This is a genomic window from Stenotrophomonas sp. YJH_SMC_69, from assembly GCF_059370495.1.
On the sequence record NZ_JCAFTS010000002.1, the window covers coordinates 456,531 to 481,486 of the forward strand.

At 68.1% G+C, this 24,956-nt stretch carries 24 protein-coding genes; 14 read left to right on the forward strand and 10 right to left on the reverse strand.

What is annotated here, in order from left to right; translation table 11 throughout:
- Nucleotides 1-58 precede the first annotated feature (58 nt).
- From AC5P8F_RS05250 to AC5P8F_RS05275, 6 genes are all read left to right on the forward strand, one after another.
- Nucleotides 59-964, forward strand: a complete 906-nt coding sequence (locus AC5P8F_RS05250; protein ID WP_069117886.1) for a LysR family transcriptional regulator — start codon at nt 59-61, stop codon at nt 962-964.
- Between the two features lie 70 nt (nt 965-1,034).
- Nucleotides 1,035-1,310, forward strand: coding sequence for a formaldehyde-responsive transcriptional repressor FrmR (gene frmR / locus AC5P8F_RS05255; RefSeq protein ID WP_005411009.1), 276 nt, complete (start codon nt 1,035-1,037; stop codon nt 1,308-1,310).
- Between the two features lie 58 nt (nt 1,311-1,368).
- A complete protein-coding gene (locus AC5P8F_RS05260) occupies nt 1,369-2,478 on the forward strand; it encodes an S-(hydroxymethyl)glutathione dehydrogenase/class III alcohol dehydrogenase (RefSeq protein WP_329768577.1) in 1,110 nt (369 codons plus the stop codon).
- An 8-nt stretch (nt 2,479-2,486) separates the two neighbouring features.
- Nucleotides 2,487-2,843 (forward strand): YqcC family protein, encoded by a 357-nt coding sequence (locus AC5P8F_RS05265; protein ID WP_053496250.1) that lies wholly within the window; start codon nt 2,487-2,489, stop codon nt 2,841-2,843.
- A 63-nt stretch (nt 2,844-2,906) separates the two neighbouring features.
- On the forward strand, nt 2,907-3,737 hold the full coding sequence (fghA, locus tag AC5P8F_RS05270; protein ID WP_329768576.1) for an S-formylglutathione hydrolase: 831 nt from the start codon (nt 2,907-2,909) through the stop codon (nt 3,735-3,737).
- 159 nt (nt 3,738-3,896) lie between these two features.
- On the forward strand, nt 3,897-5,342 hold the full coding sequence (locus AC5P8F_RS05275; protein ID WP_169412049.1) for a GGDEF domain-containing protein: 1,446 nt from the start codon (nt 3,897-3,899) through the stop codon (nt 5,340-5,342).
- A gap of 39 nt (nt 5,343-5,381) precedes the next feature.
- Here the strand turns inward: AC5P8F_RS05275 and AC5P8F_RS05280 are convergent, their stop codons facing one another.
- Together AC5P8F_RS05280 and AC5P8F_RS05285 are read right to left on the reverse strand one after the other, a co-directional pair.
- A complete protein-coding gene (locus AC5P8F_RS05280) occupies nt 5,382-5,852 on the reverse strand; it encodes a hypothetical protein (protein ID WP_164077730.1) in 471 nt (156 codons plus the stop codon).
- A gap of 5 nt (nt 5,853-5,857) precedes the next feature.
- Nucleotides 5,858-6,304, reverse strand: coding sequence for a universal stress protein (locus AC5P8F_RS05285; RefSeq protein ID WP_049408788.1), 447 nt, complete (start codon nt 6,302-6,304; stop codon nt 5,858-5,860).
- Between the two features lie 141 nt (nt 6,305-6,445).
- Between AC5P8F_RS05285 and AC5P8F_RS05290 the strand changes: the two genes are divergently transcribed.
- From AC5P8F_RS05290 to AC5P8F_RS05305, 4 genes are all read left to right on the forward strand, one after another.
- Complete coding sequence (locus tag AC5P8F_RS05290; protein WP_014648381.1) at nt 6,446-7,363, forward strand: LysR family transcriptional regulator; 918 nt, start codon at nt 6,446-6,448, stop codon at nt 7,361-7,363.
- 153 nt (nt 7,364-7,516) lie between these two features.
- Nucleotides 7,517-9,046 (forward strand): MFS transporter, encoded by a 1,530-nt coding sequence (locus tag AC5P8F_RS05295; protein WP_227864565.1) that lies wholly within the window; start codon nt 7,517-7,519, stop codon nt 9,044-9,046.
- A gap of 20 nt (nt 9,047-9,066) precedes the next feature.
- Nucleotides 9,067-10,149, forward strand: coding sequence for an HlyD family secretion protein (locus AC5P8F_RS05300; protein ID WP_197605631.1), 1,083 nt, complete (start codon nt 9,067-9,069; stop codon nt 10,147-10,149).
- Complete coding sequence (locus AC5P8F_RS05305) at nt 10,146-11,558, forward strand: efflux transporter outer membrane subunit (protein WP_346601677.1); 1,413 nt, start codon at nt 10,146-10,148, stop codon at nt 11,556-11,558. Before AC5P8F_RS05300 ends, AC5P8F_RS05305 begins: the two co-directional genes overlap by 4 nt.
- A 173-nt stretch (nt 11,559-11,731) precedes the next feature.
- Here AC5P8F_RS05305 and AC5P8F_RS05310 read toward each other — a convergent pair whose 3' ends face one another.
- The 5 genes from AC5P8F_RS05310 to AC5P8F_RS05330 form a co-directional block, all read right to left on the reverse strand.
- Nucleotides 11,732-12,070 carry a hypothetical protein gene (locus tag AC5P8F_RS05310; protein ID WP_005410998.1) on the reverse strand — a complete coding sequence of 113 codons (339 nt, stop codon included), beginning with the start codon at nt 12,068-12,070 and terminating at the stop codon, nt 11,732-11,734.
- Nucleotides 12,071-12,147: 77 nt separating this feature from the next.
- The gene (locus tag AC5P8F_RS05315; RefSeq protein ID WP_032956590.1) at nt 12,148-13,089 is read right to left on the reverse strand and encodes a DegV family protein; all 942 of its coding nucleotides are present in this window, start codon (nt 13,087-13,089) and stop codon (nt 12,148-12,150) included.
- A 95-nt stretch (nt 13,090-13,184) separates the two neighbouring features.
- A complete protein-coding gene (locus AC5P8F_RS05320) occupies nt 13,185-13,817 on the reverse strand; it encodes a 2-hydroxychromene-2-carboxylate isomerase (RefSeq protein WP_126411353.1) in 633 nt (210 codons plus the stop codon).
- A gap of 20 nt (nt 13,818-13,837) precedes the next feature.
- A complete protein-coding gene (locus AC5P8F_RS05325) occupies nt 13,838-15,100 on the reverse strand; it encodes an amidohydrolase family protein (RefSeq protein ID WP_014648375.1) in 1,263 nt (420 codons plus the stop codon).
- Nucleotides 15,100-16,509 carry an amidohydrolase gene (locus AC5P8F_RS05330; protein WP_111205465.1) on the reverse strand — a complete coding sequence of 470 codons (1,410 nt, stop codon included), beginning with the start codon at nt 16,507-16,509 and terminating at the stop codon, nt 15,100-15,102. Before AC5P8F_RS05330 ends, AC5P8F_RS05325 begins: the two co-directional genes overlap by 1 nt.
- A 255-nt stretch (nt 16,510-16,764) precedes the next feature.
- Here AC5P8F_RS05330 and AC5P8F_RS05335 point away from each other — a divergent pair, with 255 nt between their 5' ends.
- The 3 genes from AC5P8F_RS05335 (at nt 16,765) to AC5P8F_RS05345 (ending at nt 21,628) form a co-directional block, all read left to right on the forward strand.
- The gene (locus tag AC5P8F_RS05335) at nt 16,765-20,151 is read left to right on the forward strand and encodes an autotransporter domain-containing protein (RefSeq protein WP_134809278.1); all 3,387 of its coding nucleotides are present in this window, start codon (nt 16,765-16,767) and stop codon (nt 20,149-20,151) included.
- A gap of 117 nt (nt 20,152-20,268) precedes the next feature.
- The gene (locus tag AC5P8F_RS05340; protein WP_005419211.1) at nt 20,269-21,045 is read left to right on the forward strand and encodes an AMP nucleosidase; all 777 of its coding nucleotides are present in this window, start codon (nt 20,269-20,271) and stop codon (nt 21,043-21,045) included.
- A 43-nt stretch (nt 21,046-21,088) separates the two neighbouring features.
- Nucleotides 21,089-21,628, forward strand: a complete 540-nt coding sequence (locus AC5P8F_RS05345) for a DUF924 family protein (RefSeq protein WP_014648372.1) — start codon at nt 21,089-21,091, stop codon at nt 21,626-21,628.
- A gap of 119 nt (nt 21,629-21,747) precedes the next feature.
- Here the strand turns inward: AC5P8F_RS05345 and grxD are convergent, their stop codons facing one another.
- Nucleotides 21,748-22,674 (reverse strand): Grx4 family monothiol glutaredoxin, encoded by a 927-nt coding sequence (gene grxD / locus AC5P8F_RS05350; RefSeq protein WP_049440649.1) that lies wholly within the window; start codon nt 22,672-22,674, stop codon nt 21,748-21,750.
- Nucleotides 22,675-22,733: 59 nt separating this feature from the next.
- On the opposite strand from grxD, the gene AC5P8F_RS05355 reads away from it, so the two are divergent.
- Complete coding sequence (locus AC5P8F_RS05355; protein ID WP_197574920.1) at nt 22,734-23,513, forward strand: polysaccharide deacetylase family protein; 780 nt, start codon at nt 22,734-22,736, stop codon at nt 23,511-23,513.
- A gap of 100 nt (nt 23,514-23,613) precedes the next feature.
- On the opposite strand, the gene AC5P8F_RS05360 is transcribed toward AC5P8F_RS05355, so the two are convergent.
- Nucleotides 23,614-24,333 (reverse strand): class I SAM-dependent methyltransferase, encoded by a 720-nt coding sequence (locus tag AC5P8F_RS05360; RefSeq protein ID WP_014648369.1) that lies wholly within the window; start codon nt 24,331-24,333, stop codon nt 23,614-23,616.
- Nucleotides 24,334-24,337: 4 nt separating this feature from the next.
- On the reverse strand, nt 24,338-24,955 hold the full coding sequence (locus tag AC5P8F_RS05365; protein ID WP_053495757.1) for an SGNH/GDSL hydrolase family protein: 618 nt from the start codon (nt 24,953-24,955) through the stop codon (nt 24,338-24,340).
- Nucleotide 24,956: the final 1 nt, after the last annotated feature.

Here is a 24,956-nt window from a genome sequence, read left to right on the forward strand (position 1 = left end):
ATAAAGCGCTTCGATCTCCCTGGGCGCGGGACTATTTGTCCCCAATGGAGCGTGATAGATGCTGCCGCTGGAATCGTTGAATGGCCTGGTGACCTTCGTTACCACGGCCCGCTCAGGCAGCTTCACCGAGGCTGCCGACGCGCTGGGCATCTCGCGCTCGGCAGTGGGCAAGGCCATCGCCCGGCTGGAAGCGCGGCTGGGCGTGCGCCTGTTCCACCGCACCACGCGGCGCATCGCGCTGACCACCGATGGCGAGGCGTACTACGCATCGTGTGCGGCGGCGCTGGAAGAAATCTCCGCCGCCGAAGCCTGCCTGGGGTCGGCCGGCCTGCCCAGCGGACGGCTGCGCATCGACATGCCGTCCTCGTTCGGGCGGCTGGTGGTGCTGCCCGTGCTGCTGCGCCTGTGCCGGCAGTACCCGGGCCTGCAGCTGACGATGACCTTCACCGATCACTTCGTCGATCCGGTCGAAGAGGGCATCGACCTGCTGATCCGCTTCGGCGGGTTGCACCAGGCCGAGCACCTGGTCGCGCGCCGGCTGGGTCGCCAGCGCCTGGTCACCTGCGCATCGCCGGAGTACCTGCAGGCGCATGGCGTGCCTGCGACCGTGGAGGAACTGGCGCAGCATCGCAGCATCGTTGGCTTCCGCCATGGGCAACCGGTGGCGTGGCGGATTGGCAGTGATGATGCCGAGGGAACATTCATCCCGAACGCGGCCTACCAGCTCAACGATGGTGACGCGGTGATCGATGCGGCCATCGCAGGACTGGGCATCTGCCAGATGCCCATTTCACTGGTACGCCGACATCTGGAATCCGGCGCGCTGCACTCGGTGCTGGATGCGCACATGCAACGGCATATCGACATCCATGCGCTGTGGCCACCGACCCGGCACCTGCGGCCGAAGGTGCGCTATGTGGTGGATGAACTGGCGCGGCTGGCGGGTGAGGGCTTGTTCGATTGAACCGGCACGATTGAGCGGGATGGTTGCCTGTGTATACTATCCCCCAGTATAGTTTCGAGGTGGCCTGGTCATGCCGCACTCCCCCGAAGAGAAGAAGAAGGTCCTGGCCCGCGTGCGCCGCATCCGTGGCCAGTGCGATGCGCTGGACCGCGCGCTGGAAGCTGGCGCCGACTGCGGGCCGGTGCTGCAGCAGATCGCCGCCATCCGTGGCGCGGTCAACGGCCTGATGTCCGAGGTGATGGAGGCCCATCTGCGCGAGGAGTTCGGGCAACCCGCCGCCTCCGACGAACAACGCGCCGAACGCGTGCGCGACATGAGCGCGTTGATCCGTTCGTACCTGAAATAAACGACGGCGCAACATGGCGCCGCCCATCCTGTCATTGCCTGTCTCTGGAGAGTCCACCATGAAGTCCCGTGCCGCCGTCGCCTTTGGTCCCGGCCAGCCGCTGCAGATCGTCGAGATCGACGTCGCCCCGCCGAAGAAGGGCGAAGTGCTGGTGAAGATCACCCACACCGGTGTCTGCCACACCGATGCGTTCACGCTGTCCGGCGATGATCCGGAAGGCCTGTTCCCGGTGGTGCTGGGCCATGAAGGCGCCGGCATCGTGGTTGAAGTGGGCGAGGGCGTGACCAGCGTCAAGCCGGGCGACCACGTGATTCCGCTGTACACCGCCGAGTGCGGCGAGTGCCTGTTCTGCAAGAGCGGCAAGACCAACCTGTGCGTGGCCGTGCGCGCGACCCAGGGCAAGGGCGTGATGCCCGATGGCACCAGCCGCTTCAGCTACAACGGTGAGCCGCTGTACCACTACATGGGTTGCTCGACCTTCAGCGAGTACACCGTGGTGGCCGAAGTGTCGCTGGCGAAGATCAATCCGAAAGCAAACCCGGAACACGTCTGCCTGCTCGGCTGCGGCGTCACCACCGGCATCGGCGCGGTGCACAACACCGCCAAGGTGCAGGAAGGCGACAGTGTGGCGGTGTTCGGCCTCGGCGGCATCGGCCTGGCGGTGATCCAGGGCGCGCGCCAGGCCAAGGCCGGCCGCATCATCGCGGTGGACACCAATCCGTCCAAGTTCGAACTGGCGCGCGAATTCGGCGCCACCGACTGCATCAACCCGAAGGATTTCGATAAGCCGATCCAGCAGGTCATCGTCGAGATGACGACCTGGGGCGTGGACCACAGCTTCGAGTGCATCGGCAACGTCAACGTGATGCGCGCGGCGCTGGAATGCGCGCACCGTGGCTGGGGCCAGAGCGTGGTGATCGGCGTGGCCGGTTCGGGCCAGGAGATCTCCACCCGTCCGTTCCAGCTGGTGACCGGCCGCAAGTGGATGGGCACCGCCTTCGGTGGCGTGAAGGGCCGCAGCCAGCTGCCGGGCATGGTCGAGGATGCGATGAAGGGCGATATCGAACTGGCCCCGTTCGTCACCCACACCATGGACCTGGACAAGATCAACGACGCCTTCGACCTGATGCATGAAGGCAAGTCGATCCGTTCGGTGGTCCACTACTGAGCCGCGGCGTGGGCTGGTTCGACGCCCTGCGCAGGCCGCGTGCGGAGGATCCACGCGCGGCCCTGGTCGACCCGATCGAGCAGGCGCTGCGCGCGCTGGGCTGGGTCGAGGGCGACGTGGGTCCACCGCGCGTGGTGGACTCGCCCTTCGGCATTGATGAAATGCCGTTCGAGCACTGGCTGGCACAGGTATTCCTGCCGCGCCTGCACGAAGCCCGCGCCGACGGCCTGTGGCCACCGCGCAGCGACGTGGCGGTCGCGGCGTATCGCAACCTGGACGGCCAGCCTGGCGTCGAATCGTTGCTGCGCCTGCTGGCACAGCTGGATGAACTGATCAACCAAGGCGTCCACGCCGGGCGTGGATAAGCCGACCAAGGTCGGCATCTACCAGAAGCACGCGTGCGCTGACGCGCCGCGCAGGAGAGCACCATGGAACGCATTGAACACCGCGCCTGTTTCGGCGGCTGGCAGGACGTCTACCGCCATCATTCGACCACGCTGGGCTGCGACATGCAGTTCGCCGTGTACCTGCCGCCGCAGGCGGAAACGCAGACGCTGCCGGTGCTGTACTGGCTGAGCGGACTGACCTGCACCGAGCAGAATTTCATCACCAAGGCGGGCGCGCAGCGCTATGCGGCCGAACACGGCGTGATCATTGTCGCGCCTGATACCAGCCCGCGCGGTGATGACGTGGCCGATGCCGAAGGCTACGACCTGGGCAAGGGCGCAGGGTTCTACCTCAACGCCACCCGTGCACCGTGGGCGAAGCACTTCCGCATGCATGACTATGTAGTGCACGAGTTGCCGGCGCTGATCGAAGCGGAGTTCCCGGCGACCGGCGCACGCGCCATCAGCGGGCACTCGATGGGCGGCCACGGTGCGCTGGTGATCGCGCTGCGCAATCCGGGGCGCTACCGCAGCGTGTCGGCGTTCTCGCCGATCGTCGCGCCCAGCCATGTTCCGTGGGGGCAGAAGGCCTTCCACGCCTACCTTGGCGACAACCCGGCCGACTGGGCGCAATGGGACGCCTGCGCATTGATTGCCGCGGCCAGCGAGCGCCTGCCGTTGCTGGTCGACCAGGGCGAGGCGGACGAGTTCCTGCAGACCCAGCTGCAGCCGCAGCGCCTGCAGGAGGCCTGCGCCGCTGCCGGCCATCCGCTGACCCTGCGCCTGCAGCACGGCTACGACCACAGCTACTACTTCATTGGCAGCTTCATCGGCGAGCACGTCGCCCACCACGCCCGCGCCCTGCACGGCTGAGCCCCCGGGAAAAAGGGGACGGAGGGGATTAAGTCGCATTTGCCGCTGTGCCGCAAACGACTTAATCCCCTCCGTCCCCTTTTTCAGCGATGGATCACACCCTCGTGGCGCCGCCCCGCGCTATCGTGCGCGTAGACGGCCTTGCGGATCGGGGGATGCATGCCGGTAGTGCTGGCGCTGCTGTATGTGCTGTGCCATGGCCTGGTGCTGGCCTTGTGGCCTGGTCCGGCCGGGGTAGGCTCCTTCGTTTTCCTGACCGGTGCCCCGTTGCTGGCGGCGGCCGCCTGCCTGTGGCGGGCCCGCCGCGACCACGCGGCACTGGGGTGGCGCGCCACGGCATTGGCGCTGCTGCTGTGGGCCGGCGGCATGGCGTTCAACATGATCGACGCCCTGGGCGCCGGGCGTGCCGATTTCACCCCGCGCGCAAGCCTGTTCCTTTACGTGCTCTACGGTGTGCCCCTGGTGTTCATCCTGGCCAGGGCGCGCCGGGAACGGGTCAGCATCAGCCTGATCGATGCGGCCATGGCGGCGCTGCTGGGCGTGCTGTTCTTCGTGCACGCGCAGTCGTTCGCCGCCCGCGTTGACATCGACGACCACGCGTTGTCCAACATGCAACGCATGTTCGATATCCAGAACCTGTGCATCGCCGTGTTCGCGGTGGTGCGCTGGCTGGCCGGCGACGTTCCCGAGCGGCGTACCTTTTTCCGCGCGCTGGCGATGTATGCGGCGACCTACCTGTTGGTGGCGTATTACATCAACCACTACACCTCCGGTGATGCGTTCGGTGCCTATGCCGATCTGCTGATCGATCTGCCGTTCCTGCTGCTGGCGCTGCTCGCACTCAGCCAGGCACCGGCGCGGGTCCTGACGCCGCATCCGCGGATGGCGCGCACGGTGCAGGCGGCGGGCCCGATGATCCTGCCGCTGCTGCTGCTGGTGGTGGGCACCCTGGTGGTCGACCATGCCCGGCCCCTGGCCGTGAGCGGTTTCGTGGTGGCGACGCTGGGGTTCGGCCTGCGCAGCATCCTGCTGCAGGTGGACCTGATGGAACGGCAGGCCTCGCTGGACCAGCTGGCGCGCCAGGATGGCCTGACAGGCGTGGCCAACCGGCGCGAGTTCGACGCGCTGCTGCTGGCCGAGTGGAATCGCGCACGGCGCAGTGGCACCGAGCTGGGCCTGCTGCTGTTGGATATCGATCATTTCAAGGCCTTCAACGACCGCCACGGCCATCCCGCCGGCGACCGCTGCCTGCAGGCCGTGGCAGCGGTACTGAAGGCGAGCGCCGGTCGCGCCGGTGACAGCGTCGCACGTTATGGCGGCGAGGAATTTGCGGTGATCGTGCCCGGAAGCGCGCTGTCGGGCGTTCTGGCGCTGGCCGAGCGCCTGCGCCAGGCGGTGGAAGCGCTGCCGTTGCCGGAAGGATCGGTCAGTATCAGCATCGGCGTGGGTTACCTGCATCCGCCGGCTCTGGCCAGTGCCGATCAGTTGCTGGCAGACGCCGATGCCGGCCTGTATGCCGCCAAGCGGGCTGGCCGCAACCAGGTGATCCTGCATGCGCACGTGCTGGATGACGAGGGCAGCACGCACGGAACGATGGACTGCTGAGCAGCTCTCTGCATGCGATCACACGGGGGGCGCGACGGCCTATCGCTGCCGCAACCAGCCGGTCGGATCGAGCAGCCTCAGCCCGACCGGTGACAACGAGCGCTGCCGCAACGGCAGGTTTGCCGCCTGCACGGCCATTGCACAGCGCGCCAGCTGCTGGCGCAACGGTGCCAGCGAGTCGTCCTCGCGGGGCCGTGCATGCCGCCATTGTGCGATGCGCAGCAGGCAGACCAGCAGGTCCAGTTCACTGGCGGCAATGAAGGGAGAGCCGGCCGGCAGCAGATCGATCGGAGCGGCGGGGGTGGCCAGCAGCGGCAGCAGGCCGATGAAGGCGTCGCAGCCCTCCTGGCCAAGCCCGAGTCCGCTCAGCTGGGCAAGGCCATCGGCCTGCAGATCGGGGTCGCGCAACTGCCGTATCGCGCCCAGCAGCGCCTGTTCGCCCCGGCCGAACTGTCGACCGAAGGTGCGGTAGTTGACCCGGGTGGGAAACAACGGGGAACGGGAGGCCATGGTGGCTAGGGCTGTGGGTCGCGGGTTTCCACCAGCACCGGACAGGGCGCGTGGTCGATGGTCCATTGCCCGATCGAGGGTTCGAACAGGCGTTCCAGCCGGGACAGGTGGCGATGGCCGATCACGATCAGGTCGCACTTCAGGCGCCGGGCCTGCTCGCTGATCACTTCGCCCGGGTCGCCGGAGGGAATCTGCGCGATGGCATCGACACCGCGCTCGCGCAGTTCGGCCAGGGCTTCGGCCAATACTGCCTCGGCGCGGGAGCGCTGGCGGGCGGCTTCCGGATACTCGGTGCGATCGGCTTCGCTGGCATCGGCCGCCAGCGCGAATTCGGGGTCGAGCACGCACAGCAGGTGCAGGCGGCTGTGGGGGCCGGCGATGGCGGCGGCCAGGTCCAGCACGCGTGCGTGCTGGGGGCCACCATCCAGGGCGACCAGCAGGGTAGTGAACATGGATGTCTCCTTGGCGGGACGGGGATGGTCGCCGATGTCACCGCGCGCACCCATGCCGTGCGCGGCAGTCAATGAATGCGTCGAACGCAATCCACGGTGGTCGCAAGTGCCGTAGAGTCATCTGATTTACTGGAGACTGTCATGCCCCTGCCGGACCTGAACCTGTTGCTGGCACTGGACGTGCTGATTGACGAATGCAGCGTGGCCGCCGCCGCGCGCCGGATGAACCTGAGCGCGCCGGCGATGAGCCGCACCCTGGGCCGGATCCGCACTGCGCTGGGTGACCCGGTGCTGGTGCGTGCCGGCCGCGGTCTGGCGCCCACGCCCCGCGCGCTGCAGCTGCGCGAGCAGGTCCGCGATGTGATCGAGCAGGCCCACCGCGTCTTCAACGCCGGTCGTGAAGTGGACATGCGCGTGCTCGAGCGAACCTTCAGCGTGCGCGCCAATGATGTCTTCATCGGTGGATTTGGCGGTCGCCTGCGCGAGATCTTCCGCCAGCAGGCACCGCGCGCGGTGCTGCGCTTCGTGCCCGAGGGCGATACCGACGATGATGCGATGGCGCAGGGCCGGATCGACCTGTACATTAGCACCGCCGGCAAGCATGCGCCCGATACCAAGGTGCAGAACCTGTTCAGTACCTCGTTCATGGGCGCCGCGCGCGAGGACCACCCACTGTTCGACGAGGAGATCAGTGCAGAGCGCTTTGCCGCGTGCGACCACATCGCGGTGTCGCGCCGTGGCCTGCCGCGTGGGCCGATCGATGATGACCTGGCCACGCTCGGCCTGCAGCGCCGCGTGGCGCTGATCAGCCCGACCTTCCACGGTGCGATCTTCGCGGCGGCCGAATCAGACCTGATCCTGCCGCAGATGCCAAGCGTGATGCTGGAGCGGATCGTCAGCATGCGCCTGCCGCTGCGCCTGTTCCCGCTGCCGATCCCGGTGCGTACCGCGGCCATCGTGCAGGCCTGGCATCCGCGGCTGGACAACGATGCCGCGCACCAGTGGCTTCGCCGTTCCATCAAGACCATGTGCGAGCGCGTCGAGGACGCCCACCGCTGAGACCCGCAGGCGTGCGCTGGACGCACGCCTGGGATGCCGGCGACGCCATTTTTCACAGGGTACCGGCTCCCTAGACTGCGCTCCCCGGAGTTTCACTGAGCGCATTCCAATGACCCTCAACATGCCGTGCACTGCACGGATCGGCGCCTGGCGATGAGTGCGCCGGCCGCCGCTGTCCCGGCCGCCGCAGCGCCCCGTCCTGCCGCCGCCCCCGGGCTCGATCGCCGCATTCTGGTCGGCCTGTGTGGCGTGCTGCTGGCGGTGCTGGTGTCCGGCTTCAACGAGAACATCACCAAGGTCGCCCTGGCCGACATCCGTGGCGCGATGGGTTTCAGCGTCGACGACGGCAGCTGGATCGTCGCCCTCTACAGCGCGATGTCGGTCAGCGCGATGGCCTTCGCGCCGTGGTGTGCCGCCACCTTCTCGCTGCGCCGCTTCGCATTGGCGATGATCGGTGGCTTCATGGTGCTGGGCGTGCTGTGCCCGCTCGCCCCGAACCTGCAGGTGTTCCTGCTGCTGCGTGCATTGCAGGGCCTGTGCGGCGGTGCACTGCCGCCGTTGCTGATGAGCGTGGCGCTGCGCTTCCTGCCGCCTGGCATCAAGCTGTACGGCCTGGCCGGCTACGCGTTGACGGCGACGTTCGGCCCGAGCATGGGCACGCCGCTGGCCGCGTTCTGGGTCGAGCAGGTGGGCTGGCACTGGGCGTTCTGGCAGATCGTGCCGTACTGCCTGGCCGCCATGGCGATGGTCGGCTGGGGCCTGCCACAGGACCCGCTGCGGCTGGAACGCTTCGCCCAGTTCGATGGCGTTGGGCTGCTGCTCGGCCTGCCGGCGCTGGTGCTGCTGGTGCTGGGCCTGGTGCAGGGCCCGCGGCTGAACTGGTTAGATTCGCCGATGATCACGCTGATGATCGGTGGCGGTGCCGGCCTGATGGTGCTGTTCATGATCAACGAATGGTTCCACCCGCTGCCGTTCTTCAAGCTGCAGTTGTTGGCCAATCGCAATCTCAGCTACTCGCTGGTCACGCTGGGTGGCGTGCTGTTCGTGCTGCTGGCGGTGATCTCGATCCCGTCCGGCTTCCTGGCCAGCGTGCAGGGCTACCGGCCGCTGCAGACCGCACCGATGCTGCTGTGGGTGGCACTGCCACAGGTGATCGCGCTGCCGCTGGTGGCGGCCCTGTTGAACATCCGCGCGGTGGACTGCCGCTGGGTGCAGGCCACCGGCCTGGCGATGCTGGCACTGGCCTGCTGGCTGGGCTCGCACCTGGACGTGGCCTGGATCCGCGACAACTTCCTGTGGGTGCAGCTGCTGCAGGTGTTTGCCCAGCCGATGGCGGTGCTGCCGCTGCTGATGCTGGCCACCGGCGGCCTGGCGCCACAGGATGGCCCGTTTGCCTCGGCCTGGTTCAACACGGTCAAGGGCTTCGCTGCGGTGTTCGCCGGTGGCGTACTGGATGCCATCGCCCAGGGCCGCCGTCATTTCCATTCCACCGTGCTGGTCAACCGCCTTGGCGAGCAACCGTGGCTGGCCGATGGCCCGCAGCTGGGCGCGCGCCTGCATGCACAGGTACAGGCGCTGACTTCGGCCGACCTGTACTGGGTGGTCGCACTGGTGGCGCTGGCCTTCATTCCCCTCATTGCCTGGATGCCCACCCGCATCCATCCGCCACGCGCCGTGGCCTGAACCTTTCGCAGGAACCCCTCATGACGATCAATCGAACCCCTCTCAACACCGGCCTGGGCCTGGGTGTGCTGGCCCTGGCCATCGGCGCGTGGCTGCTGCTGCGCGATGGCGGTCACCAGACCACCAACAATGCGTACGTGGTGGCCGACTACACCCTGGTAGCGCCGAAGATTGCCGGCTTCGTCAGTGCCGTGGACGTAGAGGACAACCAGTCGGTGAAGGCCGGTGACGTGCTTGCCCGCATCGACGACCGCGACTACCAGGTGGCACTGCAGGCTGCGCGTGCCGACCTTGCCAATGCCCGTGCGCAGCTGGCCAATGCGCAGGCCGCACTGGCCCAGCAGGACTCGCTGATCGCGCAGGCCAGGGCCAGCGTCGATGTCAGCCGTTCCGAACTGACCCTGGCCAGTGCCGACCAGCAGCGTTACCGCGAACTGGCCCGTGATGGCGCCGGTACCGTGCAGAACGCGCAGCAGGCGCAGTCGAAGCAGGCCGTGGCCAGTGCGCATCTGCAGCAGGGCCAGGCCGCACTGTCGACCGCACGCCAGCGCACCGACATCCTCAGCGCGGGCGTGCAGGCTGCACAGGCGGCGGTGCAGCGTGCAGAAGCGGCACAGGCACGCGCCGAACTGGATCTGTCGCACACCGTGCTGCGCGCGCCGATCGATGGCATGGTCGGTCGCCGCGCAGTGCGCGTCGGTGCCTACCTGACCCCGGGTACGCCGGTGGCTGCGGTGGTCCCGCTGAAGCGCGCCTTCGTGGTCGCCAACTTCCAGGAAACGCAGATGACCCGCATGCAGGCCGGCCAGCAGGTCGAACTGAAGGTGGACGTATTCCCGGGCACGCCGCTGCGCGGGCACATCGACAGCATTGCACCAGCCACCGGCGTCACCTTTGCTGCAGTCGCACCAGAGAACGCCACCGGCAACTTCACCAAGGTGGTGCAGCGCATTCCGGTGAAGATCGTGCTGGAGCCGGGCCAGCCGCTGCTGGACCAGCTGCGTGCCGGCATGTCGGTGGAAGCCAGCGTTGACCTGGGCAGCCGCGCGCGTGCGCAGAGCGTGCAGCACGGACCGGGCCACAAGCGCGGGGAGGGCGCATGAGCGCCATCACCGTGTTCCGCACCTTCGTTGCGGCCACCCTGTGCACGGCCCTGGCTGCCTGCGCGATGGGCCCGGACTTCGTACGCCCGCAGGCGGAACTGCCCGGCCACTGGCAGGGTGGGGCTGTCGCCGGCAACGCCATCGATCAGGACGCCGCCTGGTGGGCCGGCTTCGACGATCCGCTGCTGGGGCAGCTGGCCCACCAGGTGCTGGCGGCCAACCTGGACCTGCAGCTGGCCGCCAACCGCGTGCAGCAGAGCCGCACCGCGCGCGGCATCAGCGCCGCCGATCACCTGCCCAGCGTCAGCGCGAGCGCCAGTGGCGTGCGTGCACGCAACAGCGAAGTGGGCCTGAATGATCCGTCCGGCAACGGCGGCCGTGATGACTACGGGCTGTTCCAGGCCGGTATCGGCCTGGGCTGGGAACTGGACCTGTGGGGCCGCGTGCGGCGCCAGGTGGAAGCGGCCGACGCGCGCGTGCAGATGGCCGAGGAGGATGCACACGCCGTGCGCATCGCGCTGCTGGCGGAAACCGCGCGTGATTACCTGCAGCTGCGTGCGACGCGGCAGCTGCTGGCGATCACCGAGGACAACCTCAGCATCGCGCATGACATCAAACGGCTGACCGAGGCGCGCCAGAAGCAGGGCGTGGCCAGCACGCTGCAGGTGTCCAGCGCGGCCGCGCAGGTGGCTTCGCTGCAGGCGCGCATCGCGCCGCTGCGGCATCGCGAATCGCAGCTGCGCAATGCGCTGGCGTTCCTGCTGGCACAGCCGCCGCAGGCACTGGACGCGCAGCTGCAGGATGCACGCCGTGACTGGCCGGCGTTGCCAGCGGTGGCGGTGGGTCTGCCGAGTGAACTGGCCGAGCGTCGCCCGGACATCCGTCGTGCCGAGGCGGCACTGCATGCGGCAACGGCCGGCATCGGCGTGGCCAAGGCCAGTTTCCTGCCGCGCATCACCTTGAATGGTGACGCAGGCTTCCAGGCCAAGCAGCTGGATGACCTGGATGGCTGGAACGCGCACCGTTTCAGCATCGGGCCGTCGATCAGCCTGCCGATCTTCCAGGGCGGGCGGCTGAAGGCGAACCTCGCGCTGAGCAGGCTGCAGCAGCAACAGTCGGCCCTGCAGTTCCGCCGTACCGTGTTGCAGGCCTGGCATGAGGTGGACGACGCCATGGATGGCTACAGTGCCGCGCAGCAGCGCACGGTGCAGCTGCACGTGGCGGTGGATGAGAGCGAGACGGCACTGGGGGGGGCGCGCCGGCAGTACCAGGCCGGCGTGGTCGACATGCTGGACGTGCTGACCACCCAGCGCATCGCGCAGGACAACCAGGCCGCGCTGGCCAACAGCCAGGCCGCCGCCGCGATCGCGCGGGTGGAGCTGTACCGCGCGCTGGGCGGTGGCTGGTAGCGATAGGGAAACGCCGGGCCATGCCCGGCGGTTCGTCGGTAGTTGCCAACCTTGGTTGGCAGCTTTTTTGGAGCGCCAACCAAGGGTGGCGTCTACCAGAGCATGGTCATCGGCACCGGGTCGATCACGACACGGGCACGGTAGCGCCGGGCCATGCCCGGCGGGCGGGTGCCTCAACGCACGTCGCGCAGTTCCCAGTGGCTGCCGGCCAGCAGGCGCAGGCGCTGCTTGAACACGTCACTGTCGATGCGGGTGGTGGCGACCAGGTTGATGCGCAGGTCCTTCTGCTCGCCGGTCACGGTGGCCTCCGGGTCGGTCACGCCCCACTGCGGTTCCACCGCATCCGGGTCGGGCTGCTTGGCCTTCCAGCGTTCGAACAGCGTGCCGCTGCGCAGGGCATCCTGCAGCTCTTCGGCGAAACCGGCGGCGCCCTGGGAATGGAAGGACAGGTCAGGGTCGTTGCCGCGGGCCTTGGACGGATCGGGCAGGCTGATGTGGTACTGCGCAGGCATGGAGTTCTCCTTGAAGTGCGGCAAGGCTGGCACAGTCGGGGTGGAATCGATGTGCAGATTCCGGCCGTGGCCAGCGCTCATTCGAACCGATGCGGCCCATCGGCAAATCCCACGGTGACCGCGCCCTTGCCGACGTTGACCATGCCGGTCAGGCTCATCACCGATTCGTACACGGTCACGCCATGGCCGGCGCAGACCTCTTTCATCTGTGCATAGCCGGGCAGGCTGCGCAGCTCGTCCAGTTCGCCGCCGTAGCTGACGCACACCGTCGGCGTCATCAGCCCGGCACGCACGCGCTGGCCGACCACCGCGAACAGCTTCTGCACGGCGCTGTCGAAGCCCTTGATCTTGGCCACTGGCCCGGTCTCGCCACGGTAGCCGTGCAGCACCGGCTTGATGTCCAGTGCACTGCCCAGTGCCGCGCTGAGCAGGCCGACACTGCGGTCGCCCTTGTGCCGCGCGCGTGCGCGCATGTAGTACAGGTCGCGGGTGATCATGTAGCCGTGCACGTTGCCGGCCAGTTCTTCCAGCCGTTCGCGGATCTGCTGCACGCTGGCGCCACTGTCACGCAGGCGGACAGCCTCCACCGCGGTCACGGCCTGCGCGGCGAACAGGTTCTGGGTATCAAGTACGCGCAGCGCGAACGGCGAGTTGTAGCCCGCTGCCTGCCGCACCGGCTTGTAATCGTTGAGGATGGCGAAGCTGGCCTGCAGCGCGTTGTCGTGGATCGGGCTGCGGGTCTTGGTGATGGTCATGCAGAACACGTGGTCGTAATCGATCACCAGCTGCTGCAGGAACAGGTCGCGGATCTGGTTGACGCTGAAGGGGATGGTTTCCGCTTCAGCGCCATGTTCGGCCACATGCGCGTGCAGGAAGCTCAGGGTGGCCTGCTCATCGCGATGATCGGCCAGCACGGCTTCGCCGATCCGTACGGTGATCGGCAGCAGCACGATGTTGTGCTCGGCAATGAAGTCCTGCGGCAGGTCGCAGGCCGAGTCGACGACGATTCCGATGCGCATCCGCGGCTCCCCCTCCAGGGCGGTTGTAGGTTCGGAAATGTGAAATCTATCTCAAATTCTGGCGTGGCGCGCGAGGGAAACGCGGCACGCCCTGTTCAGCGACTGCGCTGCACGGCCACCGGAAGCTCGGCCAGGCGCTGCCATTCGGGCTGCCGCAGCAGATCCGGGTCGGCCAGCACCGCCGCCATCAGCGGGTGGGCGTCGTTGCCCCAGAACAGTTCGCCATCGATGGCCAGGGTCGGCACGCCGAACACGCCGGTTGCAATGGCGGCCTCGGTGTTCTTCCGCAGCTGCTCCTTGACCGCGGGAGTCGCGATGGCGCTGGCGACATCCTCGATCCCCAGCCGCGCGGCTGGTTCGCGCAGGGCCTCGGCGCTGTCGGCGGCATTGCCGTCGCGCCAGATCCAGTCGAACAGCACGTCCACCGCCTGTGCGCTGCCACCCGCGGCCAGGCACAGGCGCAGGGCAGACAGCGGATTGAACGGGTGGCCCGGCGGGAACCGCAGCGGTGTGCCTTCGGCCTGCGCGGTCCACAGCAGCTGGCGGTAGATGAAGCGGCGCTTGGCCGGAATCTCGGCCGGCCCGAGGTTGCCCAGGTGATGCAGCACGGCACCAAAGGCGATCGGCACCGGCTGGATCCGCGGGAACTCGGGCAGCTGCTTCAGCTTCTGCCAATGCAGGTAGGAGTACGGCGAAACGAAGTCGAAATACCAGCGCAGGGTGGCCATGGTGGTGTCCTTCAATGCGGTCAGGGCTGCGCGTTGCGCAGCAGGTAGCGATCGCGCAGCTCGGTCTGGCGCGAGCGCATCGGCATCGCCCGGCCGCCCAGCCAGACCTGTTCGGCATAGTGCGCCACGTCCAGCGGGTCGCCCTCCCACAGCACCAGGTCGGCACGCTTGCCCGGCTCGATGCTGCCGATCTGGTCGGCCACACCGAACGCCTGCGCCGGCACCCGGGTCAGGCCGGCCAGGCCGTCGGCCCAGGGCAGTCCGTTGGCCACGGCATTGCCGGCCAGCTGGCGCATCTTGCGGGCGTTGTGCGAGGCGTCGCCACGCTGCACGAACGAGACCGCCACGCCGGCCCGTTGCAGGCGTGCCGCATTTTCCAGGGTTGCACCGATCTGGTCGAAGCTGGCCGGCAGGTTGGACAGCACGTCGACGAACACCGGCACCTGCGCGGCGGCCAGCTCCGGTGCCAGCTGCCAGGCTTCGCTGCCACCGGCAATGGCGATCTTCACCTTCTCGCGGGCGGCCCAGCGCAGCAGCTGGCGGATGTCCGCCGCACGGTCCACCTCCACCACGATGCGGCCCTGGCCGGCCAGGTAGCGGCCCAGCGTGCGGCGCCCGGCCGGGGTCAGCAGCGCATGCGGTGAGTCCGCGGCGACCTGGCCACGCGCCTCGTCCACCATCTGCTGCAGCAGCATCCATTGCGCCGCACGCGAATGCCCGGTCAGTTCCACTGCGGCCGACCCCAGGCGCAGGAACAGCGCGCGCGGCCCGAGGGGATCGGCGCTGCCGTCCAGCCGCATCACACCGCCCTGGCCAGCGACGAAGCCGCCACCGGTGGCGGCCCCCAGGGCGGTGAAGCCGATGCCGTCCAGGCGCGCCACCGGGATCAGCACCGAGGCCGGGTTGTAGGCCAGGGTGACATCGAATTCGGGGCGCAACGGTTGTTCGCCGATCTTCAGCGTGCTGTCGACCGTGCTCGCTTCACCGGAGACTTCTTCGATGCCGATCTCGGTGATGCCCCCGAACAGCGCGGGTGTCAGCGGGCGGCCATCGGCCTCGACGACGTTGGCCCCGGCCGGTGCGGACAGCCCGTTGCCGACTGCGCGGATGATGCCGCCCTGCACCAGTACATCGGCGTGCTGCAGGCTGCCGCGCGCGCTGGCCGTATGTACGGTGGCGTTGCGGACCAGCAGGTCCTGCGCCTGCGCGGCTGCGGAGAGGCAGGCCAGCACCATGACCGTAGCGCCGAGCCATGCCCGGCGACGCTTGTTCAACGCGCCCATCAGTGCACCTCCTGGCCGAGCTGGAAATCGGAACGCGGCGTCGCTGCCGGCGCACTGCGGTCGTACAGGCGGCGGCCGTCGATGAAGACCTGTTCGGCCAGCGCGTAGGAACCGAAGGGGTTGCCGTTCCAGACCACTACGTCGGCCATCTTGCCGGCCTCCAGGGTGCCGGTCTGGCCTTCAATGCCCAGCGCTCTGGCGGCATTGGCCGTCATCCAGGTGATGGCATGTTCGGGCGTGATCTCCGGCATGTGCGCGCGGCGCGCGGCGGCGATCACCTTGGCCGCTTCCTGGTTCAGGCGCTGGATGCCTTCGGGCGAATCGGAATGGACGATGGCGCAGCTGTTCTTCGGCCGGTCGACCAGTGCGATGTTCTCCGGAATGCCATCGAAGGCTTCCATCTTGAAGCCCCACCAGTCGGCCCACAGCGCACCGCAGACGCCGTCGGCGGCCAGCCGGTCGGCCAGCTTGTAGGCCTCTACGCCGTGGTGGAAGGCCGCCACCTTGAAGCCGAATTCCTTGGCCAGGTCGAGCATGGTGGCCATCTCGTCGGCGCGGTAGCAGTGGATGTGCACGCGGATGTCGCCTTCGATCGCGCCGGCCAGCGTGTCCAGCTTGAGATCGCGCTTGCCGCCGGCATCACCGGCGCTGTCGCCCTTGTCGCTGCCGAACCAGCCCTTGCGCTTGGCCGGCTTGGGTTTGTTCTTGGCGATGTAGTCGGCAGCATCGATGAAGGCGGCGCGGTAGCCGGCAACGTTGCCCATCCGCGTGGCTGGGGCGACGCCCTTGCCTTCGCCGTAAACCCGTTTCGGGTTCTCGCCGCAGGCCATTTTCAGCCCCCACGGAGCACCCGGGAATTTCATGGCCTGGTAGGTGATGGCCGGCACGTTCTTCAGGGTCACGCCACGGCCACCGACCAGGTTGGCCGAGCCAGGCAGCACCTGCATGCTGGTCACGCCTCCGGCCAGGGCTGTAGCGAAGCCCGGGTCCTGCGGCCACACCGAGTGCTCGGCCCAGACATTGGCGGTGACCGGTGCGGTCATCTCGTTGCCGTCGCTGTGCGCGCCGACGCCCGGGCTGGGGTACACGCCCAGGTGCGAGTGCACGTCGATCAGGCCCGGGGTGACCCACTTGCCCCGCGCATCGATGCGGGTTACCCCGGCATCGGCCTGCAGCTGGCGGCCCACGGCGACGATGCGGCCCTCGCGCAGCAGCACGTCGGCGTTGTCCAGGCGCTGGCCGGTGCCGGTGAGCACGGTGGCGTTCTGGATCAGCACCGGCGCATCGGGATGCGCCCGGTAGGTGCTGGGGTAGGGATCGGCGACGAAGCGCGAGGCGCCCACTGCCGGTGCCGTGCTCAACGAAACCAGCGCCAGCCCAAGAGCGGCGCGCAACACCATCGATGCCATGCAGAGATCCCCAACCCACGCGTGAATCCGCCGACGCTATCCGTCGTCGATACCACTTGCCAAGTGACCTTGGGCAGGGGCAGGGGTGGGGATTTTCCTATACAAAAATTCTGAACGAAGCATTAATTTTTTGTGACACCTGCCGCTACCAACGGGTGGGACAGCGAGCGCTGACCCGCCGTGAGGTGTGCTTTCCATTGCTCCATGACGGAGCTGCACCTGAAATATTTCAAGGAATCAAGGACGTAACTGCAGATGATTGTCTTCCCGTCGTATCGCTCCACGGCTTCCCGCCGCTCGATCCTCCCCTCACCCCTGGCCTCGGCCATTGTTGGCTCGCTGCTGATGGCCGCCGCTCTGCCGGCGCTGGCCCAGGACAGCAACGCAGACGCCTTGTCGCGTTACCAGTTCCAGCGCAGCCTGCAGGCCGCGTCTGCCGCACCGGTCCTCACCGCTTCGCCGTCGCTGGCCGTCGCCGCCGCCGATGTGGAAGTCGATCCGGAACCCATCATGGGCAAGCCGGGTGATGCCGCCAGCTGGCGCACCACCGAATTCAACAGCGACTGGGGCCTGCAGGCGATCAACGCCGATGTGGCCTACGCACGCGGCCTGACCGGCACCGGCATCCGCCTGGGCGTGTTCGACAGCGGCACCGGCCTGGACCACGACGAGTTCGCCGGCAAGGACCACCGCAGCATCCATCTGGCCGACGTGCTGGCCGATGGCAGCCTGTGCGCGCGCGAAGTGCTGAGTGGCCCGGACGCCTGCTTCGCCAGCGACGGTGACCAGGTGGCCGTGTCCTACCAGCTGCTCGACCCGGACTATGCCGATCTGCTGGAGCGCAATGGCTTCTACGAAGGCCTGAGCTACAACGTGCACGGTACCCACGTGTCGGGCACCATCGCCGCCAACCGTGATGGCAACGGCACCCACGGTGTTGCCTTCGGCGCCGACCTGAGCGTGGCCCGCCTGTTCTCCAACAGCGCCACCTACCTGTCGGTGGTGAATATCGGCGGTTCCCTGTATCTGGACGAACAGACCATCGCCGCCATCCAGGCCGACGATTCGATCTACCCGCAGCTGTATGCGCAGATGAACGAGCAGGGTGTGCGCGCCATCAACCACAGCTGGGGCCTGGCCAACGAGCCGACCACAGCGGAAGACCTGGACATGTACCAGTCGCACCCGGTGTTCGCCGCCAGTCTGGCTGCGATGGCCGAAGGTTCGCGCAGCAGCGGACTGATCCAGGTATGGGCCGCTGGCAACACCGATTCGCCCAACACTTCGCCGGAAGAAGCGCCGATTGCCGGCATGTATGCCTCGCTGCCGCGCGCCGTCGCCGACGTCGAGCCGTACTGGCTGGCCGTGGTCAACGTCAATCAGGACCTGGAGCTGAGCAACCGCTCGATGCGCTGTGGCCTGGCGGCGAACTGGTGCCTCGCCGCGCCCGGCTCGAACATCAACTCGACCGTGTACGGTCCCGATTCGGTGATCGAAGGTGATTTCTACGATGACAATGGCAACCTGGTGGTGGACATCATCAGCCAGACCCCGTCGTCCGATTACGAGGAACTGAGCGGCACGTCCATGGCCGCCCCGCACGTCACCGGCGCGCTGGGCCTGCTGTTCGAGCGCTTCCCGTACCTGGACAGCGCGCAGGTGCGCGACGTGCTGCTGACCACCGCCACCGACCTGGGTGCTGCAGGCGTGGACGATGTCTACGGCTGGGGCCTGATGAACCTGGCTGCGGCCGTCGAAGGCTACGGCTCGCTGCGCGTGGACACCGAAGTGGTGATGAACCAGAAGGCCGGCGGCCTGAAGGTGTGGGAAGGTGATGCATGGGACGACTGGACCAATGACATCGGCGGCCCGGGCAAACTGACCAAGAGCGGCATCGGCTGGCTGCGCCTGAGCGGCGACAACAGCTTCAACGGCGCGGTGGTGCGCGAAGGCGTGCTGGAACTGGACGGCGTGAACACGCTGACCAGCGCCGTGGACGTGACCGGCGGAACCTTCCTGCTGAACGGCACCCTGCAGAACACAGCGCTGAACAGCCTGGGCGGCAGCAGCCGCATCACCGCCACCGGTGTGCTGGACGGCTCGGACCTGACCGTCACCGGTGGCGTGGTGTCCTTCAACGGCGTGCAGACCGGCGGCAGCACCTTCGTGGGTGAAAAGGGCACGCTGAAGGGCGTGGGCCAGCTGGGAAACACCACCGTGGCCGGCATCATCGCTCCGGGCAACTCCATCGGCACGCTCACCATCAACGGTGACTATGTGCAGACCGCCACTGGCGTGTACCAGGCCGAGGTGGCCCCGGGCAGCCGCAGCGACCAGCTGCACGTGACCGGCACCGCCACCCTGGGCGGCACCCTGGTGGCGCTGCCGGAACCGGGCACCTACTACCTGGGCGAGCAGTTCAACTTCATCCAGGCCGACGGCGGCGTGAACGGTCGGTTCGCCAGCACCGATTTCAGCGCCTTCTCGCCCTTCCTGCAGTTCGGCCTGGCCTACTCCGCCGCCGGCGCGCGCATTGAAGTGACCCGCGGCAACGCGCTGGCTACCGCGGCCACCACCGCCAACCAGTTGGCCGTGGCCACCGTGGTCGACGGTCTGGCGGTCAACCAGGGCCTGCCGCGTCCGCTGACCATGCTGTTCCCGGAACAGGTGGGCAGCGCACTGGACAGCCTCAGCGGCGAACTGCATGCCGCCACCAGCGCTGCCCTGCTGGAAGGCAGCCGCTACGTGCGTGATGCCGCGCTGGCCCGCCGTGCCGGTGCCGCTGCACCGGGTGCCGAAGGCGGCGACGCCACCGGTGTGTGGGTGCAGGCCCTGGCCGGCAGCACCACGCTGGATGGCAACACCAACACCGCCCGCACCGAAGCCAACAGCAACGGCCTGCTGGTCGGTGCCGACCGCGAGTTCGGCGGCTGGCAGGTGGGCGTGCTGGCCGGTACCGGCCGCACCGACGTGAAGCAGGGCGAAGGGCGCCGTGCGAGGTCGAAGGTGGACAACACCCACTTCGGCGCCTACGCCAGCCACAATTGGGGCGGTTTCGGCCTGCGTGGCGGCCTGGCATGGAGCGAACACGATGTGGACAGTACCCGTGAGCTGGCGTTCGCCGGTTACAGCGACACCCTGAGCGCCCGCTACGACGCGCGTACCCGCCAGGCCTTCATCGAAGCGGCCTACCGCTTCGGTGGCCGCGAGGCTGGCCTGGAGCCGTACGTGCAGGTGGCCCGCGTGGAAGTGGACACCAAGCACGTGAACGAGCGTGGCGGTGCTGCGGCCCTGCAGGGTTCGGTGGACGACGTGCGCACCACCCTGGCCACGGCCGGCGTGCGCTTCGACAAGGGCCTGAAGGCCTCGTTCCAGCAGGACAGCTGGTTGCACGTGCGCGGCGCGGTGGCGTACCGCCACGCCAGCGGCGACCGCAACCCGTCGGCCCGCCTGGGCTTTGCCACCGGCGGTGACAGCTTCGTGGTCAACGGTGCACCCATCGCCGACAGCGCGGTGGTGGCCGAACTGGGCCTCTCGGCCTGGCTGACCGCCAAGCAGCAGCTGGAACTGGGCTACAGCGGCCAGTTCGGCGACGAAAGCCGCGACCACGGTGCCAACCTGCGCTGGTCGGTGCGTTTCTAAGCCACCGGCTTCCGCAGGGAAACCAGGAGGGGCGGCCGTTGGGCCGCCCCTTCTCTTTGTGTGGCAGGGCAGGCGCAGCGTTGCCTACAATGGCGCCCCTGCAGAACCGGACCGGGCATGAAGAGCAAACAGGAAATCGTCGACAACTGGCTGCCGCGTTATACCGGCGTTCCGCTGGACCAGTTCGGCCAGCATATCCTGCTGACCAATTTCGGCGGCTACCTGCACACCTTCTCCGCGCTGACCGGCGCCCCGGTCATCGGCCTGGACCGGCCGATGGCCAGCGCCACCATCGATGGCATCACCATGATCAACTTCGGCATGGGCAGCCCCAATGCCGCGATCATCATGGACCTGCTGTCGGCGGTGATGCCCAAGGCGGTGCTGTTCCTGGGCAAGTGCGGTGGCCTGAAGCGCAAGAACCAGCTGGGTGACCTGGTGCTGCCGATCGCAGCGATCCGCGGTGAGGGCACTTCGGGCGACTACCTGCCGCCGGAAGTGCCGGCCTTGCCGGCGTTCGCGCTGCAGCGTGCGGTCTCGACCATGATCCGTGATCTCGGCCACGACTACTGGACCGGTACCGTCTACACCACCAACCGCCGGGTCTGGGAGCACGACGAGGCGTTCAAGGAGCGGCTGCGGGCGATGCGCTGCATGGCCATCGACATGGAAACCGCCACCGTGTTCGCCGCTGGCTTCGCCAACCACATTCCCAGCGGCGCACTGCTGTTGGTGTCGGACCAGCCGATGATCCCCGATGGGGTCAAGACCGAGGCCTCCGATGCCAAGGTCAGCTCCCAGTTCGTGGAAAACCATATCCAGATCGGTATCGAGGCGCTTAAGCTTATCCGGCGCAACGGCAAGTCGGTCCGCCACCTGCGCTTCGACGAATGATGATGATGGCCTGGCGCGGCGCGCCGGCCCTGGGGAGTAGGTGATGGACGTTGCCGCGCACGTGGTGGAATTCTGGAAAGAGGCGGGCCCTGCGAAGTGGTTCGCCCGCGATGATGCGTTCGACGCGCAGTTCCGCCAGTTGTTCCTGGATGAGCATTTCGCAGCCGCCTCGCGCGCGCGCGAACACTGGCTGGGCAGTGCCGAGGGCGCACTGGCGCTGATGTTGCTGCTGGACCAGTTCCCGCGCAACTGCTTCCGCGGTAGCGCCCATTCCTACGCCACCGATGGCCTGGCCCGGCACTACGCCATGCGCGCCATCGAGGAAGGCCTGGACCTGCAGCTGGTGCCCAAGCTGCGCGCCTTCATCTACCTGCCGTTCGAGCACTCCGAGGATCCGCTGGACCAGGACCGCTCGGTGGCGATGTTCGACGTGCTGGGCGACAAGGAATACCTGCAGTACGCCGAGCTGCACCGCGACATCATCCGCCGCTTCGGTCGCTTCCCCCACCGCAACGCCGTGCTGGGTCGCATTCCCTCACCGGAAGAACTGGACTACCTGGCCGAAGGCGGTTTCGCCGGCTAAGAAAAAGGGGACGGAGGGAATTAAGTCGTTTTTGCCACAAACGACTTAATTCCCTCCGTCCCCTTTTTAGGGGTCAGATCGCCTTTCCGCAGGAAAGGGCTCTGACCCCGGGCCTTCAATCAGTACTTCGGCACGCCGTTGTCGACGTCTTCCGACCAGGCGTTGATGCCGCCGGTGACGTTGAACACCTTGGTGAAGCCCAGGGCGCGGAACTGCTCGGCGGCCTGCGCGCTGCGGCCACCGTGGTGGCACATGAAGGCCAGCGCGGTGTCCTTGGGCAGGGCTTCCAGCGCGGCGCGGCCGTTGCCGTCGAAGGTCTTGAACGGCACGCCCACGGCGGCGATTTCACGCTCGTCGGCCGGGCGCACGTCCACCAGGGTGATGTTGCCGGCACGCACCAGGTCGTCGGCATCGCGCACGCTGATTTCCTGCACCGGCTTGGGCGCATTCGGGTTGTCGATGGCCAGGCCCTTGCCGCGGATGTCGTCCACCCAGTCGATGGTGATGCCGTTGGCGCGACGGGCGCTGGCCAGGTCGAACTGCACGCGCAGGCCGTTGGACTCGGCGGCGATGGCGCCTTCGTCGTGCGGGGCCAGCTGGAAGTTCGGCTGGAAACCGGCGTCGATGGACAGCTGCAGAGCAGCGCCCGGGGCATCGGCCAGCGCGCCCTTGAGCATTTCCACGGCCGCCGGGGTGACGGTGATGCTCGGCGGGGTACGGTCCGGCGCGGCCAGGCCCAGCACGCTGCTCAGCTCGCCGCTGGCAGCCATCTGCAGCACGATGTCGCTGCCGCCGATCAGTTCGCCGTCGATGTACAGCTGCGGAATGGTCGGCCAGTCGCCATAGGCCTTGATGCCTTCACGGATTTCCTGGTCGGCCAGCACGTTGACGTGGGCGAACTCGACGCCGAGGTCCTGCAGGGCGCCCACGGCCTTGGCCGAGAAACCGCACTGCGGCATCGACGGCTGGCCCTTCATGAACAGCACGACGCGGTTGGCGTTGAGGATGGATTCGATGCGCGAACGCAGGGCGGGATCGAGGGACATGGACGTCGGGGTTCCGGGAATTCGAATCATCAATTCTACCCCTCATGGCATCATGGGGGATGAGCAACGCAGGAACATTGCATCGCATCCCGACCCGGCCCTGGCGCTGGCTGCCCTGGCTGGTGGCGTCGCAGCTGGCCGTGATCCTGGTCTGGGCCCTGGCCGGCTGGCACTGGGGGCTGCCCGTGATGGTGGCCAGCCACGCACTGTTCCTGGTGCCGGTATTCCTGCCCAACAGCCGCTTCTACGCGCCGGTGCTGAGCCGGATCGGAGAGGCCGGAAACAGCGTCTGGTTGACCATCGATGACGGTCCCGGCCCGGAGACCCGTGCGGTGCTCGACCTGCTGGACCGCTACCAGGCCCGCGCCACCTTCTTCTTGGTGGGCGAGCGTGCGCTGGCACAGCCGGAGCTGGTGCAGGAGATCCTGCGCCGCGGCCACGACCTGGGCAACCACAGCCACAGCCATCCGCAGGCGCGCTTCTGGCGGCTGGGCCCGGCAGCGATGCGTGCCGAGATCGAGGGCTGCCAGCATGCGCTGCAGGCGGTAAGCGGCCGCCCGGTGCGCTGGTACCGTTCGGTGGTGGGCATGACCAATCCGTTCGTGGCGCCGGTGCTGAAGGCGCTGGGACTGGTGCGCGTGGGCTGGAGCGCCCGTGGCTACGACGGTGTCGGCTGCACGCCGGAGGGCGTGCTGTCGCGGCTGCTGCCGGACCTGCGCCCGGGCGCCATCGTGCTGCTGCATGAGGGGGCCGCCCACGGCCACAACCTGGCGATCATCGAACGCGTGCTGCAGGCGCTGGACGAGCGGGGGCTGAAGGCGCGGCTGCCGGTTCCGTAACGCCGGGCCCTGGTGGTGTGGAGCAGCCGAGCATGGGCTCGGCGCTACAAGGGTTGGCGATCATCCTGTAGCGTAGCGCCGGCACATGCTGCACTCGGCGCTACAACGCGGGGCGTTCGGCCACCAGCAACCAGCTGTTGAACGGCGTGCGCCCGTGCAGGGGGCGCGGGGCCGTCACTTTCAATCCGGCCTCGGCCAGTGTCGCCTGCAGCACCTGCGGGTCGGGGTAGTGGCGCGGCCGCGTGCCCATCCAGCCGACCAGCCAGGCCAGCCGGTCCGCCACCCGCGTGGTGCGGTCGCGGCCATCGCCGGTGGCCAGTGGCGTGCGCAGCAGCAGGCGGCCGCCGGGAGCGACCCGCATACTGGCCTCACGCAGCAGTGCCTGCTGTGGGCCCGCGTCCAGGTACTGCAGCACATCCAGCAGCAGCACATGCCCGGCCTGCGCCGGCAGCGGCGCCTGCACGTCCAGACAGTCGAAGCGCACAGCGGGCAGGCCGGTGGCGGCACGCTGGGCGCGGGCGATCTTGCCGGCATCCACGTCCACGCCCAGGTAGGGCTGGCAGCCACCGCGCTGGCGCAGCACGTGGGCGAACAGGCCCAGCCCGCAGCCCAGGTCCAGCACGGGTTGCCCGTCGCCAGGCAGGTGCTGCAGCACGCCGTCATACAGCGGGTCGCTGCCCAGCTTGCTGCGGGTGTAGTAGTAGTCGCGGCGGCTGGCCCAGGCGTGTGCGGGGCGGAATGCCTCGGCGATCGCGCGGGCCTGCGCGGCGCTCAAGGGTGTGCAGGGCAGGGGCTGGCCGTTCCGTGGCGTGCCATCCATCGGGTCAGTCCGTTCCGCCGAGCAGGTGGGCGGCGACCGGCAGCGCGCGCGCGCTCCACAGCGCGTACATCCGTGCTGAAGGGTGCAGGCCGTCGTCGGCGATCATCGCCGGGTCGCCACCGTGGTCACGGCTGATGTCGGTGATGTCGACGAAGGCCACGCCCTGCTGGGTGCAGATCACTTCAGCGGCCGCGTTGAATTCGTCGGTCTCGATCTCGATCGCGGCCAGGTCACGGCCGCTGCCGATACCGAACGGGGTTGCACCCCAGTCGGGGAAGGACAGCACCAGCACACGCCCGGGGCGGCCACCGGCAAAGCCGATCGCCCGCTGCAGCAGGGCGTGGAACTGTACGCGGTACTCGTCCAGCGGCCGGCCGCGGTACTGGTTGTTGACGCCGATCAGCAGGCTGACGAAATCGAACGGGCCCTGCGGCGCGGCCGCATCGATGCCGGCGTCCAGCTCGTCGGTGGTCCAGCCGGTGGTGGCGATGGTCTGCGGGTCGGCCAGCGCCACATCCTGCGCACGCAGGGCGGCGGCGAGCTGGTACGGCCAGCGGCCTTCGACCGCAACCGCTTCACCGATGGTGTACGAATCGCCCAGCGCCAGGTAGGACAGCGCCACG

Bases quoted from the DNA above. Each gene is read 5' to 3' on its own strand.
- AC5P8F_RS05290 (WP_014648381.1), top strand. From the start codon at position 6,446: ATGCCCCTGCCGGACCTGAACCTGTTGCTGGCACTGGACGTGCTGATT.
- AC5P8F_RS05305 (WP_346601677.1), top strand. From the start codon at position 10,146: ATGAGCGCCATCACCGTGTTCCGCACCTTCGTTGCGGCCACCCTGTGC.
- frmR (WP_005411009.1), top strand. From the start codon at position 1,035: ATGCCGCACTCCCCCGAAGAGAAGAAGAAGGTCCTGGCCCGCGTGCGC.
- AC5P8F_RS05295 (WP_227864565.1), top strand. From the start codon at position 7,517: ATGAGTGCGCCGGCCGCCGCTGTCCCGGCCGCCGCAGCGCCCCGTCCT.
- AC5P8F_RS05345 (WP_014648372.1), top strand. From the start codon at position 21,089: ATGGACGTTGCCGCGCACGTGGTGGAATTCTGGAAAGAGGCGGGCCCT.
- AC5P8F_RS05300 (WP_197605631.1), top strand. From the start codon at position 9,067: ATGACGATCAATCGAACCCCTCTCAACACCGGCCTGGGCCTGGGTGTG.
- AC5P8F_RS05360 (WP_014648369.1), bottom strand. From the start codon at position 24,333: ATGGATGGCACGCCACGGAACGGCCAGCCCCTGCCCTGCACACCCTTG.
- AC5P8F_RS05260 (WP_329768577.1), top strand. From the start codon at position 1,369: ATGAAGTCCCGTGCCGCCGTCGCCTTTGGTCCCGGCCAGCCGCTGCAG.
- AC5P8F_RS05250 (WP_069117886.1), top strand. From the start codon at position 59: ATGCTGCCGCTGGAATCGTTGAATGGCCTGGTGACCTTCGTTACCACG.
- AC5P8F_RS05315 (WP_032956590.1), bottom strand. From the start codon at position 13,089: ATGCGCATCGGAATCGTCGTCGACTCGGCCTGCGACCTGCCGCAGGAC.
- AC5P8F_RS05320 (WP_126411353.1), bottom strand. From the start codon at position 13,817: ATGGCCACCCTGCGCTGGTATTTCGACTTCGTTTCGCCGTACTCCTAC.
- AC5P8F_RS05340 (WP_005419211.1), top strand. From the start codon at position 20,269: ATGAAGAGCAAACAGGAAATCGTCGACAACTGGCTGCCGCGTTATACC.
- AC5P8F_RS05310 (WP_005410998.1), bottom strand. From the start codon at position 12,070: ATGCCTGCGCAGTACCACATCAGCCTGCCCGATCCGTCCAAGGCCCGC.
- grxD (WP_049440649.1), bottom strand. From the start codon at position 22,674: ATGTCCCTCGATCCCGCCCTGCGTTCGCGCATCGAATCCATCCTCAAC.
- fghA (WP_329768576.1), top strand. From the start codon at position 2,907: ATGGAACGCATTGAACACCGCGCCTGTTTCGGCGGCTGGCAGGACGTC.
- AC5P8F_RS05285 (WP_049408788.1), bottom strand. From the start codon at position 6,304: ATGTTCACTACCCTGCTGGTCGCCCTGGATGGTGGCCCCCAGCACGCA.
- AC5P8F_RS05330 (WP_111205465.1), bottom strand. From the start codon at position 16,509: ATGGCATCGATGGTGTTGCGCGCCGCTCTTGGGCTGGCGCTGGTTTCG.
- AC5P8F_RS05275 (WP_169412049.1), top strand. From the start codon at position 3,897: ATGCCGGTAGTGCTGGCGCTGCTGTATGTGCTGTGCCATGGCCTGGTG.
- AC5P8F_RS05335 (WP_134809278.1), top strand. From the start codon at position 16,765: ATGATTGTCTTCCCGTCGTATCGCTCCACGGCTTCCCGCCGCTCGATC.
- AC5P8F_RS05355 (WP_197574920.1), top strand. From the start codon at position 22,734: ATGAGCAACGCAGGAACATTGCATCGCATCCCGACCCGGCCCTGGCGC.
- AC5P8F_RS05280 (WP_164077730.1), bottom strand. From the start codon at position 5,852: ATGGCCTCCCGTTCCCCGTTGTTTCCCACCCGGGTCAACTACCGCACC.
- AC5P8F_RS05325 (WP_014648375.1), bottom strand. From the start codon at position 15,100: ATGGGCGCGTTGAACAAGCGTCGCCGGGCATGGCTCGGCGCTACGGTC.